The organism is Sporosarcina soli (genome assembly GCF_042655805.1).
Classification (GTDB): domain Bacteria; phylum Bacillota; class Bacilli; order Bacillales_A; family Planococcaceae; genus Sporosarcina; species Sporosarcina soli.
In genome coordinates this window covers 1,386,273-1,400,592 of the sequence record NZ_JBHSNO010000005.1, presented here as the reverse complement: position 1 = coordinate 1,400,592, position 14,320 = coordinate 1,386,273, and the positions used below count along the sequence as shown (strand labels likewise).

Sequence of the window (14,320 nt, the reverse complement as noted above, 5' to 3'; positions counted from 1 at the left end):
ACTTTCCGTATTAAAAAGCGGATTGCCCATTTAATCGGGCAATCCGCTTTTTCAGTATTAACCTTCTTCTTCCACAATGACTGAGCGGCCTTTCATTTTCAATAACATAGGGACGAGAAGCCATGCTACAGCGGCAATGATGAAGATAAGGGATAGTGGTTTCGTGAAAAAGATGCTGAAATCACCGTTTGAAATGGTGAGTGCTCGGCGCATATTGTTTTCAATCATTGGTCCTAACACAAGTGCTAATACCAATGGAGCGACTGGGTAATCGTTTTTCGACAATAGATAACCGGCCACACCACAACCAAGCAATAAGTACAAGTCAAATGTCGTATACTGGACTGCATACACTCCGAAAAATGAAATGGCCACGATGATCGGCAACAAGTATTTTTTCGGTGTCTGAATGACTTTGGCGAATACACGAACGAGTGGCATATTCAAGATTAATAGCATCAAGTTGCCGATAAACATACTGGCGATCAGTCCCCAAGCCACTTCTGGATGCTCATCAAAGAGGAGCGGGCCGGGTTGGATATTGTACATGATCAACGCACCCATTAGGATTGCGGTTGTACCGGAGCCGGGGATTCCTAATGTTAATAAAGGAATCATGGCGCCGCCGGAAGCTGCGTTATTTGCTGACTCCGGACCAGCTACGCCGGCGATATTCCCTTTTCCGAACGTCTCGGGTTTTTTGCTGAATTTCTTCTCTGTCATATACGAGAAGAAAGAGGCGAGTGTAGCGCCTGCCCCTGGAAGGACGCCGATGAAAAATCCGAGCAAGGAACCGCGGACAATCGGGACGGTACTGTCTTTCATATCCTGTTTTGTCGGAAGGATCCGCTTGATTTTTGCGATGGATTCGTCTTCGCCATCACGTTCCAATATGGTCTTGAACACTTCACCGAGTGCAAACAATCCGACTGCAATTGTTAAAAATTCCAATCCGGAAAATAGAATGGGTTGGTTGTATGTAAAACGAGCGATGCCTGATACTGCGTCGATACCGATCGTACCGAGCATCAGTCCGAAGACGGTCATCATCAATGCCTTGGTCATCGATTTTCCGGCCAGACCGCTAACGGCAGCCAAACCTAATAGCATCAAAGAAAAATATTCCGCAGGTCCGAATTTAATGGCGACATTAGAGAGGGGTTCGGCCAATAGGACAAGACCGATAAGCGCAACGATGCCGGCACAAAACGAACCGATCGCCGCAATGGCCAAAGCTACCCCGGCACGGCCTTGTCTAGCCATTTGGTAACCATCCAGCGTTGTCACGACGGATGAGGACTCTCCTGGGGTATTCAATAAAATGGAAGTGGTTGAGCCTCCATACATAGCGCCGTAGTAAACACCGGCAAGTAGAATGATTGAACTGGCAGCAGCTGCACTTGTCGGCATGCCTGAAGTAATGGTTGCCGTAACAGGGATGAGGAGCGCGACTCCACTCATTGGTCCGATGCCAGGCAACACGCCGACTGCCGTCCCGATGACCACACCGACAAACGCAAATAATAGATTATGCCACTGAAAAGCGATCGCAAATCCATCCGCTAAAAATTGTAAAGTGCTCATAACTTGACTCCTTTCTTGATCAATTACGCCTTGGCGTAATTGCGTCCAGATTTTGAATTGCGCTTTCTTAATTGCTGGTGCCTTAATTTCTGCAAAGAACGCAGAAATACGGCAAATCGAACCCTTCGCCGTTCGATTCGCAATTAACTCCCTTCAAAATCTGTGACATCCGCCGGAGGCTTTAACTTGATTCAGCATGATAGTTGAATTTATCTTAAATTAGGATTTTGAACTTGCATTTGTTCGTCATGTCTATAAATGATAGAGGAATGCTGAAGCAAGTTAAAATGTAGGGAATCCAGGCAATGAGCCGCCGAGAAATTCCGCAAAAAAGTAATAGACACCAAATGAAAAAACCGCCGCGATAATAATGCTAGGTAAGTAACGGCCTCGTTCCATCGTTTGGAAAGCGATAAGTAAGAAAAGGAACGTTGAAATGACATATCCGATTTTTTCTAATAAGAACGCGTATAATGCCGCACTGACAAGAATGATGATAAATTTCTTATATTGAAGCTTTTCTTTGGCGACTGCCTCCGCTTTGTATTTAAACGTTTCGTATAATAAGCGCAAGCTCAGAAGAATTAAAATAATGCCGAGCCACATCGGGAAGATTTTAGGTCCAACTGCCGACCCGTATGCACTATCGGCTATTTTCATACTTTCAATGACAAATAAAAGACCAATCAGTAAAAAGACGATACTCGTATAGCGATCGAATGTTTTACTCATAGTCCTTGACACCTCCTTAAAAGAAAAGGCGGCTAAGCCGCCTTAGAGTGTAGACAAAGTGGTTATTTAACTTTGTCTACCTCTTTTTTAGGTAAACGCTGTAAATTAGGAATTCCTTCAGCCTGATTGAAAACGCTTGTCACGTGGAAGGCAGGCTAAGAGTGCGACGTCCAAAAAAAGTGCCTTAATTTCTGCAAAGAGCACAGAAATACGGCAAATCGAACCCTCTGCTGTTCGATTGGCAACGGATGCATGACCTACATCCTGCAGGCTTCAACAACGGATGCGAGCGTTTGTCAACAGGCTGAACCGCCCAAATACTGTTATTTTTGCATGCCGAGTGCAGTTAGCAATTCCACAATGACTTTGTCTTGGTCTTCCAGATACTTCGTGAAGTCTTCGGAGTTTCGGTATTCACTTTCCCAACCGTTTCGCTCCAATTCAGCTTTCCACTCATCCGTCTCGATCATTTCTTGCAACTTTTGACTCCAATAATCGACAGCTCCATCAGACATTTCCTTCGGTCCGAAAATACCGCGCCAAATCGTGAATTCTGCGTCAATCCCTTCTTCTTTGAGAGTCGGAACTTCGGCTAAATCCCCGCTAAGACGTTCTGCAGAAGTGACTGCAAGGACACGGACATCACCGGATTTTACATATTGTCCGATTGTGGAAGCATCTGTTGCGATAACATCTGCATTTCCCCCGAGCAGTGCCGCAACAGCCTCACCTCCGCCGTCATACGATACATATTTCACGACTTTCGGGTCAATGCCATATTCGAACGCAGGCAGGACGCCGACAAGGTGGTCCATCGATCCGGGTGCTGAGCCACCGGCAAGTGTCACGGAGGCTGGGTCACCTTGAATAGCATCCAATACATCCGTCAACGTATTGAATTCCGAATCGGCTTTGACAACGATTGCACCATAATCACGTGTCAATTGTGCTAGAGGTGTTGTATCTTGATAGCCGTAAGGGCTGTTTCCTTCCGCCTTGTTGTTGTTGATCAAGAGAGGCGGAGATTTGACGAGAAGGGCGTAATCGTTTTTCGCCTCTTTTGTTGCAAATTCCGCCATGTAAACAGCACCGCCACCGCCGGGCTTGTTTTCCACCGTAATCGGTTTTTCAATCAATTTCGTATCATTCATCGTTTTTGCAATGGCGCGGGCGGTCAAGTCCCATCCACCGCCTGCCCCAGAAGGTGCAACTAACGTAATATTGCGCTCCGGATACGTCGAGGAAGCACCTTCTTCTGCTTCACCATCTGTTGAACATGCTGCAAGGCTAAGGGCTGCTACGCCGGCCAATGCAAATGTTGTGAGTTTCTTCCACATTCCTATAGTTCCCCCTTTTGAAATGAAAAAAAATGATAGCGTATGAAACCGCTATCATTAATTTATCAGAAGATTACTTGAATTCGATGTTTCCGTCGATAAGTTGGATAATGTGAGTAAATGTCATTTTGTTCATAATGTTCACCGGCTTTTAAGAAAGTATCTTCTTTCAGGACGTCCGACTGAACCGTATAAAAGCTCTGTAAATGCACGTTTTTCCGAAACGAGGTATTCCAAATAGCGTCTAGCAGTTGAACGGCTGACACCGATTTCCAATCCGAGCGCTTCTGCCGTGATGCCACCTTCCAAATGTTCGATATGGCTGACGACTTTCTCTTTCGTCAGAGGATCGATGCCTTTGGGTGGGGCGGAAGCAGGGGGCGATAACGTTTCTGTTGTTTTATTCCACAGAAGTTGGATGGAGTCTTCTTGTAAAGGTCCATCGCCGGTCAATGCCTCCCGCTTTGCTTTGTAGGAGAGGAGACTTTCCTCAAATCGATTGAACGTCAGCGGCTTCAAAATATAATCGGCAACGCCTCGCCGATAGGCTTTTTTTACAATATTGACTTCGGCCGCAGCCGTTATGAAAATAATGTCCGTTTCGGGACTGTCTTCATGGATGAAGGCCATGATTTCTGTACCGAGTGTGTCTGGTAAGTAGACGTCCAATAGGACAAGGTCCGGTGACAAAGCCTGGACCCAATCTTTTGCTTCCTCGCCGGTATGTGCCGCCCCGACAACATGGAAGCCGGCAATTTTCTCAATGAATCGTCGGTGGATGTCAGCAATTCGTTTATCGTCTTCAATGATTAACACTTCAATTGGTTTTGTCATGAAAAATGTCCCCTTTTCGGAATGGAGATGATGAATAATGCGCCACCTAGATCTCCTTTTTCTAAAGTGATGGAACCCCCAAGATCCTTCACATTTTCTGCTACTTTTAGTAACCCATATCCCCGGTCTTCATAATCCTTTGTTGAAATTTTCACTTGAAATACCGCATTCAGTACGTCGGCAGCAATGCCAAGTCCCGAGTCCTCCACTTCAAGTAAGATCTCTTCACCGTTATCCGAGATGAAAATACGGACCATCCGACGATCTTCTGAAAATGATTCGACCGCTTCAAAAGCGTTGGTGACCAAGTTTCCGATAATGGAAACGAAGTGATTCTTTTCCAAATGCTCAGGAAGTTCTTGTAAAGAGCTATCTTCATCGAGAAGAAAACGGATTTTCAATTCTTTTGCCCGGTTGAAAAAGCCGATGACAATCCCCCCGAGAAAAGGATCTCGCAATCGCTTTGTCACAAACTGGATCAGGGATTGGTGTTCGGACGTCTCGTCATGGATCAGGTGGAGTGCCTCCTCGTAAGAATGAAGTTGGATTAGCCCTGAAATGGTATATAAAAAATTATTGTATTCATGCGTCTGTGCCCGCAGCGCTTCTGTATACCGCTTTACTTGTGATAATTCCATCGTTAACTGGTCGATGTCCGATTGGAGTCGGAACGTTGAAACGGCTCCGACGATTTGGTGGCCCACTCGGATAGGGATCCGATTGACAATCACTTTTTTTCCGTGAATCTCCATCGGACGATCAAGATGTCGCTCTCCGGTTTCCAACACATTTGGGAGAAGCGTATTCGGTAGGACGTCCCGGATGGAGCGACCGATCAGCTCGGTCTGACGGGGGAATGAAAGTGCTTCGTAGGCAGCGGCATTCACCGTCGTAATCAGACCTTCTGCGTCGACCATAATAATCCCTTCGCGGACGGATTCGATCAAGGCATTGCGCCCGGTGAATAAATTGGCAATTTCCGCGGGTTCAAGATCGAATAATTCTTTTTTGATGTTGCGTGCGAGGATGCTTGATCCGATTACACCCAAAATGATGGCGATGAGCACGATATAGAGGATATTATCGGCATACTGGAAAAACATGGAGGAAATATCTGTTGTTAAAAACCCGACGGATATGACTCCGATAATCTGGCCTTGCTCATTAAAAACCGGAGCTTTCCCACGCAGTGCGGGACCTAGTGAACCTGTCGCTTCGGATAGATACGATTCCCCAAGTATGAGGGCGCGTTCATTATCATCGCCGACCATTTTTTTCCCGATCCGTTCCGGAACGGGATGGGCATATCGAATGCCCTCGTTATTTCCGATGACGACATATTCGGCGCCGGTTTTCAGGCGGATGGCTTCCGCGATTGGCTGCAATACTTCTGTCGGATTGTCATGTTCAAAACCCGCGCGTATATCAGGTCTATCTGCAGTCGTCATTGCGATACTTAGCGCCCGCTCTCCAATTTGCTGTTCAATTCCTTGCGACATCGTGTAATAGAAGGAAAGACCGATGATGACGGCGATGACAGAAACGAAAAGGGCACCATATGAAAAGATGCGTGATTGTAAAGTTACCGGTTTCATTTATATCATCCCTCTATCTTTTTTGTGTGCACATACAGCGGGATAGCAGTCTTACATAGTCCCAATGCACCTCTCTATATGCTACACTATTAACAATTATGGGAATAGGGGGATTTTGGATGGCAGCGAGAATCTTTATTACAAGAAAGATGGAAGAGCAAGTAGTTGCATCGTTACGAAAGAAGTTCGATGTGCGGATGTGGGATTCGGAGAGTGAGAAAGTTCCGCGGGAGGTCTTGCTGAGAGAAGTGGCGGATGCAGATGCATTATGGAGCGTTACGGCAGATTCCATCGATCGGGAGGTGCTGATGGCGGCACCGAAATTGAAGATTGTCTCGAATATGGCGGTTGGCCATAACAATATTGACCTGGAAGTTGCGAAAGAGCGGGGGATCATTGTGACGAATACGCCAGATGTGCTGACGAATACGACGGCGGATCTTGCTTTCGGACTACTCATTGCGACAGCGCGTCGATTGATGGAGGCGGAAGATACGTTACGCAAAGGTCAGTGGACATCTTGGTCTCCAATGGGCTATACAGGGATGGATATAGGAGGTGCTACGCTAGGCATCATCGGGATGGGAAGGATCGGTGAAGCGGTAGCACGACGGGCGAAAGGTTTCGATATGCGTGTGTTGTATCATAATCGCAGCCGGAAACCCGAGGCGGAAGCGGCCTATGGTTTCGAATATGCCGAGCTCGATACATTGCTGAAAGAAGTGGATTTTATTGTGATTCTGGCACCCCTTACGCCGGAGACGCTGGGAATGATCGGTGAACGGGAACTTGCGCTGATGAAGAAGACAGCCGTGCTTATTAACGTTGCACGTGGTGGGATTGTCGATGAGACCGCGTTGTATCATGCACTGAAGGAAGGGCAGATTTGGGCAGCGGGCCTTGATGTGTTTGAGAAGGAACCGGTTCCGCTCGACAATCCGCTACTTACACTGCCAAACGTGACAGTCTTGCCGCATATCGGTAGCGCTACCATTAAAACCCGAATTGGCATGATGGAATTGAGTGCTCAGGCAATTTTGGATATATTGGAAGGAAGGGAACCGAAAAATCGCGTCGTTTGATGATAAATTTCAAGTCAAGCTATCAAATACATGGAGATACGAAATGACGAAAGCAATGAGAATTGCTGGTGAATCTGTCATGAAAAAAAGCAACTTTCTGCATATCTGCCGAAAAGTTGCTTTTTTAAAAGAAATGATATATTGAAAACGCTTACTATCTTTGTTAAGCTTCAAGAAATAGGATGGAAGTTATACTAGGCAATGACAAGCAAAAATGAATGCATATAATTTCTATTTGTGAGGATTCGTAAATGATATTGTCTGGAAATCCGATTTTTGGGACAGGCAAGTGAGAGGAGAAAATTTCGTGATGTAAGCTCTTGGAATAGAATCTATCAAAATGATGAAAGGGTGTTCTAACTATGATTGTTCATGTATCAGGTCAATCGGAAAGCCCACAAACTCTGCAGGAAGATCGTTTGATATCGACCTATCCAGAGGCATTTGGAATTTTGAGGAAAGGGCTTATCAAGCATATAGGCATGCAACGAATGAAAGGTTTCTTGCTCAGCTATGGCTGGGAAATGGGAGTCAGTGATGCGAGGAAAGAAATGGCATCAGATTCTTCGCTGGAAAATTTGTTGAAACAGGGACCTGTCTATCACCATCTAAACGGCTATATTCAAAGTATCGTGTATGAGGCGGATTTTAAATTTGTGAGCGATCAATCGATTGCATCCGTTCATGGGAAAGGAACATGGATCGGATCGTATGAGGCAGAAGAACATGTCAAACGTATCTCGATTTCCGACACACCGGTTTGTCATATTAATGTCGGTTATTTAAATGGTTATTTAACGACAGTATGCAATCATCCGGTTATAGTGAAAGAAATTTCATGCGTCGGGATGGGGGACGATAAATGTGAATGGATCTTAAAATCACAAGATCTTTGGGAAGAGGATATTCAGGAGGAATTACAATATTATCATCAAACGCCAATCGTTAAAGAACTGGAATTTACATATGAACAACTACTCGAACAGCGTAATAGCATTACGAAGATATCGAATGTCCATAAAAGGTTAACGGAAGAAATCATTAATGGCAATGACTTGCAGTCCATTGTCGATATTGCATATGAAATCACCGATATCCCGTGTATCATACAAGATAGAAATTTTCGTGCGCTTGCCTATTCGGGGTTAACGAAGGATGATTTTCTTCAGTTGGAACTGGAATTTAATGCATATATACAAAAAAATAAAACCAACGTACCTTTGTTTAAAAGAGGCGGCAATGAGGTCACTTCTGTAGAAGGGACGGTAATTAGTACAGAGAAGCAAAGCCGTCTTATTGTACCAGTTACTGTCAGAAAACAAATTATCGGTTACTGTATTTTCCTCTATATTGAGGGGAAAAGCAGATGCCGGGATAATGATTTACTCATACTTGAAAGGGTTTCCAATGCGGTATCTTTATTTCTGTTGAATGAGAAAACGAGCTTTGAAGCGTTTGAACGGATGAAAGGAAATTTTCTGGAACAATTATTGAATAACCAATATGCTTCACGAAAAGAAATTATTAGGCGTGGCACATACGTGAACATTGATCTTTCGCAACCCTTTCACATTGTTGTAGTAGGATACGTCAGTAAACAAGCAGATAATATGAATGATGAGTTTCTGCTTCATGAACAAATTATCGAAACGGCCCATGCCTATTTCAAGAACCAAAAACGCAATGTCTTGATTGGCCAAAGAGAGGGGAATATCGTTTGCTTAATTTGTAAAGAAGCAGACAAGGAAAGTGAAATCTTTGAATTATCCATAGAATTTATGGATTATTTAGAAGAGTCGTTCAAGAACTGTGAATTTCAATTCGGTATTAGTACTGTGGGCAAGCAAATAGAATCCGCCACTCAATATTATGATGAGGCATTATTAGCGCAAAGAATGACTGTAACAAAAAAAATTGTTTCTTTTGCGGATTTAGGTGTGGTGGGCGTATTGATCAATTCATCAAACGCTGAGACTATTAAAGCATTGGCAATAAATATGTTGGGCCCTTTGTATAGTGAGGATGGCTTTCCAGATGATAAGCTTATTAAAACACTCTATATATTTCTGGCCAATGGTGGAAGATTAGAGCAGACGATGCTAGATCTTCAGTTATCAATGAGTGGATTATTATACCGGATTAAAAAGATAGAAACTGCTATTAAAAAAGATCTCCGCGCTCCTGAAGACAGTCATCAGTTGTTTTTAATATTGGAAGCTTTGATTGCATTAGGAGTATTAGAAATAGAGTAGCCAAAAGGAGAGGCAAGATCTGTGAAATAGGGTACTTCGCTACGGTTGAATATTATTTTGTAAGCGGTTCCGATGTGGAAGAGTGCCTGAAATAAAGAATACATAATGATTGTGCGACTTGCAGTAAGGTCGCTCTTATGAAAGGAGAAGAGATTGACTATGGTGAAACAATGTTGCCCACCACGAAAAACAGAAGCTAATGTTACAAGAGAACTAGGGGAGGTTTCGACTTCCATCGATGTGGTTAATGGGCCGCTCAGGCATATGGAACAGATGGTCAGGCTTGAAGGTGGCGAATTTTTAATGGGAACAGATGATCAAGAAGGGTTTAAGGAAGATGGAGAAGGGCCGGTGCGCAACGTTCGATTGAAGCCTTTTCTCATTGATAAATATGCTGTAAGCAATGCACAATTTAAGGAATTTATCGATGCGACAGGTTACCGAACAGATGCGGAGAAATACGGATGGTCCTTTGTGTTTCACCTTCTAGTATCTGAACAAATAAAGCTACAGAATCAGCAAGTTGTGCAGCAAACACCATGGTGGCTCCAAGTACATGGAGCCAGCTGGAAGCACCCCGAAGGACCGGGCTCATCGATCGATGAACGACTGGATCACCCCGTTGTCCATGTTTCCTGGAACGATGCCCAAGCGTATTGTCAATGGAGCGGTAGAAGATTGCCGACAGAAGCAGAATGGGAGTACGCTGCCCGGGGCGGACTTGTCCAGAAGAAATATCCATGGGGCAATAAATTAACTTATAAAGGCAAGCATAACTGCAATACGTGGCAAGGCGTTTTTCCAACTACCAATACTGCCAAGGATGGATTTGTTGGAACGGCTCCGGTTCATTATTATTCACCGAACGACTACGGCTTGTACAATGTGGTCGGCAATGTTTGGGAATGGTGCGCAGACTGGTTTTCGCCCCGTCATCCAGATGAAGAAATAATCGTGAATCCGCAAGGTCCAGCGACCGGTCAGGAAAAAGTCATTAAAGGCGGTAGCTATCTTTGCCATAAATCCTATTGCAATCGTTACCGCGTAGCAGCTAGATCGCGAAATACGGCGGATAGCTCCACGGGGCATATGGGGTTTCGGTGTGCGGCGAATATTATTCCAGAAAGCCTGGAAAACACCAAATTGTAATGTAAATTGAAGGTAAACAGCAATGGAGTTATGGGATCATCCTGTAACTCCATTGCTGTTTTTGGCTTTGTACAAAACTATATAATATTTACTAAATAATTCGATTATTTAACACTAATTTTGTACTAGTTTTTAATCATTTTACATGTCTATAATTTGATAAATACATCTTGAAAGCGCATTCATATTTAGGGTTATTTATTTCAGGTTGTGTTCAGTCCCCTGTCCGTTAGAAGGGAGGAAATGTATTGGCGACTCCATAGTAAAGGAAGATTCAGATAGGTGCTTGAAAAGAGTTTTTGAAAAAACGTATTGGAGTGATAAAGGTTATGTATAATGTGCCCAAACAATTTACTTGGCCGCCTTTTCAAAAAGTGGCAACACTACTAACGAGTGTAACTTTGTTAACAGCTTGTGGAAATAGCAATAAAGTGATGGAAAATGTACCGGTAGAAGAAAGCAATCCATCTCTGGATCGTGAAAAAATGAATATCGCATATATAGTACTAGACGACTCTGGCTATTCTGACCTTTCTAGCTTTGGGTCTGAAATACAATCTCCCCATACGGATTGGCTTGCGGAAAATGGATTGAGATATAATAACTTCCATGTAACGCCAACATGCTCTCCTACAAGATCGGCATTATTGACAGGTAGACAATCTCATGAATTTGGAATGGGAACAGTGGCAAATTTTGACCTTGGTCCAGATTTTCCGAATAAACGCGGAAGGATTCAACCGGAATTTGCTACGATTGCTGAAATCCTGAAAGAGGAAGATTACAACAATTATGCACTTGGGAAATGGCACTTGTCACCATCCCATCATGCTACGCCGGCAGGCCCTTATGAAAACTGGCCACTTGGAAAAGGGTTTGATCGCTTCTATGGTTTTTTGGAAGATTCCACTGATCAAATGAAACCTGAACTGGTTAACGATAATACTTTTATTGACGTGCCTGATGAGAGCGACTACCATTTTTCCGAAGCGATGGTGGACCAGGCTAATCAGTATATTACGGATCATGTTTCCATCGATCCGGACAAGCCCTTTTTTGTGACATTGAATTTTGGAGCCCAGCACCAACCTATACAAGTGCCTGAGGAATATATCCAAATGTATGAAGGAGAGTATGACGAAGGATGGGATTCCATACGGAAGAAGCGATTTGACAAACAGATAGAAATAGGAATCCTGCCGAAAAAAGCTGAATTTATTAATCGAAATCCGGGTGTCAAAGCATGGAATGCATTAACGGAGGAAGAGCGGAAAACATATGCCCGTTTCCAAGAAGCTTATGCGGGTTCGATCACTTATACGGATGAACAAATTGGCAGATTTATGGATCATTTACGTGCTGTTGGCGAATTGGAGAACACGCTTATTATTGTTATGTCCGATGATGGGGCAAGCGGTCTTGGAGGGGAAAACGGAGCCATTAATCATACATTAACATACAACGCGATTCCCCAAAGTAAGGAAGAAGTTATGCAGGCATACGATTTAATAGGGTCTGAACATGTAAAGGCTGAGTTCCCAAGCGGTTGGGCACAAGTGAGCAATACACCGTTTAAAATGTACAAGTCTACCACTTTTGAAGGTGGGCTTCGAGCGCCGCTTATTGTCTATCATCCGTCACTCATTAAAGATAAGGGAGAAATCCGTGAACAATATGTCCATGTCAGTGACATTACCCCTACTGTATTGGACTTATTGGGTGTTGAATTGCCCGAAAAGATAAAAGGCATCAAGCAGGAACCACTCACGGGAGAAAGTTTTAAGCAATCGTTGACAAATCCTAAAGCAGAAGGAAAAAAGACACAGTATTATGAGCATCTTGGTCAACGCGCAATTTATCATGATGGTTGGAAGGCGATAGGGATTCACCAAAACGGCGAAGATTACGACAAAGACGTCTGGGAATTATATCATGTCGCTGAAGATATGACTGAGCATAAAAATGTAGCAAGGGATAATGTAAAGAAACTGAAGGAACTACAGGAGTTGTTTAATACTGAAGCGGAAAAGTTCAATGTCTTTCCGATGAGTGATCTGGGGCTAGGCGGTTTTCTATCGGTTCCGGAGGATTCGAACAGGGCAAAATCGAGATTTACATTCTATCCCGGCATGTCTCATCTTCCAGAAGGTGCTGCACCTTTCACTATTAATAAGAGCTATTCGATTCAAGTGCCTGTAGTCCGAGAAAATAGTGCAGATGAAGGTGTTCTCGTTGCTTTGGGAGATTTTCAAAGCGGTTATACTTTTTATATACAAAACAATAAACTTGTGTATGAATATATTTTAGGGACTAAGGTTTATAAAGTGGAATCATCTGAAGAAGTGCCTGTAGGTAACAGTGTTGTTGAAATGCAATTTAAGAAAACAGGCAATTATCAAGGTACGGTCAGTCTTTCTATTGACGGACGACAAGTGGCGGAAGGAGAAATTGAGAAAACGCACCCACTCAAATTGTCTTTTGAAGGTCTAGATATAGGGCAAGATAACTTGAACCCTGTCAGTCAGGCATACGAAGGAAAATTCAAGTTTTCCGGAACGATTGAAAAAGTTGTTTTTGAGTTGGAAGAAGCGCATTAACCAGCATTATATTTCGGTGAAATAATTTTTAAAAAGGGAAACTTCGCTCGTCATGAGAAGAAGTTTCCTTTTTCTTATAGAATCTTTATCGAAAATGGCTTATTGAAACTACATACCACAAAGTTTTTACTAAATAATTGAACCATTCTGTATGATTTTGATTCTAGTTATTGGCTTTTTTGAATGACATAATTTAAGAAAGGTTCCATTGAAAGCGGATACATATCCGATTTTTCCGAACCAACCTTTCATCGGAACTAACTTTACATTTTAACGGAAAGGAAGGTAATTAACATGACACAAATTTCAACAAAACGGATACAGACGGGAGATTATGAAACGGTTTTTCATGAAGGAGGGGAGCAAAACAAAGAGACGGTTATCTTTCTTCACGGCGGTGGCCCGGGAGCAACCGCAATGTCGAATTGGAAAGATATTTTACCTATCTTTAGCGAGCGATATCATGTAGTGGCTCCGGATATCCGGGGATTTGGGAGTACAGACCATCCAGAAGAACGGCCAACTGAAATGTTAGGGTGGATGCACCAAAGGGTGGAGCAAATCGCAGCCTTAATCGACAAGCTTGGTATCCAAAAAGCGCATCTCGTGGGGAATTCCATGGGAGGGGCTCTTGCTCTTAACTTGACCATGAATCTACCGGAGCGATTTGAGCGGGTTATTTTGATGGGGAGCGCAGGTGCATCTACTGAACCAACACCAGAGCTTTACAGAATGGCCAATTTTTATAAAGATCCATCGCCAGCTGCTCTTGAAAATCTATTTAAATGGTTTGTGTACGATGAGAAAATCCTTGGCGATCAACTCACAGCAATTACTGAGGAGCGGTTCCAGGAAGTGATGCGTCCGGAAGTTAGAAAATCCTATGAGTCTATGTTTAAGAGTCCGCCATATATGACGATTCCTCCAGCTGCGCTGAGAAGAATGAACCATCCGTTTTTAATTCTTCATGGACGTGACGATCGCTTTGTCCCGTATGAAGGAAGTCTCCAATTTTTAACGCATCTCCCGAACGCCCAACTGCATGTTTTTGATCGTTGCGGACATTGGGTGCAGGTAGAACGGAAAAAAGAGTTTGTGAAGCTCGTCTTAGATTTCTTCGCGGAAGAACTATAAATCATCTAAAGCAAAGGAGAATTG

10 protein-coding genes are annotated in these 14,320 nt (G+C 43.6%); 5 read left to right on the top strand and 5 right to left on the bottom strand.

Annotated elements, in window-relative coordinates; all coding sequences use genetic code 11:
- Nucleotides 1-57: 57 nt before the first annotated feature.
- From ACFPRA_RS10710 to ACFPRA_RS10690, 5 genes are all read right to left on the bottom strand, one after another.
- On the bottom strand, nucleotides 58-1,584 hold the full coding sequence (locus tag ACFPRA_RS10710; RefSeq protein WP_381433922.1) for a tripartite tricarboxylate transporter permease: 1,527 nt from the start codon (nucleotides 1,582-1,584) through the stop codon (nucleotides 58-60).
- 282 nt (nucleotides 1,585-1,866) lie between these two features.
- On the bottom strand, nucleotides 1,867-2,316 hold the full coding sequence (locus ACFPRA_RS10705; protein ID WP_381433919.1) for a tripartite tricarboxylate transporter TctB family protein: 450 nt from the start codon (nucleotides 2,314-2,316) through the stop codon (nucleotides 1,867-1,869).
- Nucleotides 2,317-2,639: 323 nt separating this feature from the next.
- Nucleotides 2,640-3,653, bottom strand: coding sequence for a Bug family tripartite tricarboxylate transporter substrate binding protein (locus ACFPRA_RS10700; RefSeq protein ID WP_381433915.1), 1,014 nt, complete (start codon nucleotides 3,651-3,653; stop codon nucleotides 2,640-2,642).
- A gap of 141 nt (nucleotides 3,654-3,794) precedes the next feature.
- Nucleotides 3,795-4,487 carry a response regulator gene (locus ACFPRA_RS10695; RefSeq protein ID WP_381433912.1) on the bottom strand — a complete coding sequence of 231 codons (693 nt, stop codon included), beginning with the start codon at nucleotides 4,485-4,487 and terminating at the stop codon, nucleotides 3,795-3,797.
- Nucleotides 4,484-6,082, bottom strand: a complete 1,599-nt coding sequence (locus tag ACFPRA_RS10690; protein WP_381433909.1) for an ATP-binding protein — start codon at nucleotides 6,080-6,082, stop codon at nucleotides 4,484-4,486. Before ACFPRA_RS10690 ends, ACFPRA_RS10695 begins: the two co-directional genes overlap by 4 nt.
- A 119-nt stretch (nucleotides 6,083-6,201) precedes the next feature.
- On the opposite strand from ACFPRA_RS10690, the gene ACFPRA_RS10685 reads away from it, so the two are divergent.
- The 5 genes from ACFPRA_RS10685 (at nucleotide 6,202) to ACFPRA_RS10665 (ending at nucleotide 14,296) form a co-directional block, all read left to right on the top strand.
- Nucleotides 6,202-7,164 (top strand): 2-hydroxyacid dehydrogenase, encoded by a 963-nt coding sequence (locus ACFPRA_RS10685; RefSeq protein WP_381433906.1) that lies wholly within the window; start codon nucleotides 6,202-6,204, stop codon nucleotides 7,162-7,164.
- A 362-nt stretch (nucleotides 7,165-7,526) separates the two neighbouring features.
- Entirely contained in the window at nucleotides 7,527-9,416 is a 1,890-nt protein-coding gene (locus ACFPRA_RS10680; RefSeq protein ID WP_381433903.1) for a V4R domain-containing protein, read from the top strand.
- 159 nt (nucleotides 9,417-9,575) lie between these two features.
- Nucleotides 9,576-10,565 (top strand): formylglycine-generating enzyme family protein, encoded by a 990-nt coding sequence (locus ACFPRA_RS10675; protein WP_381433900.1) that lies wholly within the window; start codon nucleotides 9,576-9,578, stop codon nucleotides 10,563-10,565.
- A 329-nt stretch (nucleotides 10,566-10,894) separates the two neighbouring features.
- Nucleotides 10,895-13,162, top strand: a complete 2,268-nt coding sequence (locus tag ACFPRA_RS10670; protein ID WP_381433897.1) for an arylsulfatase — start codon at nucleotides 10,895-10,897, stop codon at nucleotides 13,160-13,162.
- 294 nt (nucleotides 13,163-13,456) lie between these two features.
- The gene (locus ACFPRA_RS10665) at nucleotides 13,457-14,296 is read left to right on the top strand and encodes an alpha/beta fold hydrolase (RefSeq protein WP_381433895.1); all 840 of its coding nucleotides are present in this window, start codon (nucleotides 13,457-13,459) and stop codon (nucleotides 14,294-14,296) included.
- Nucleotides 14,297-14,320 lie beyond the last annotated feature (24 nt).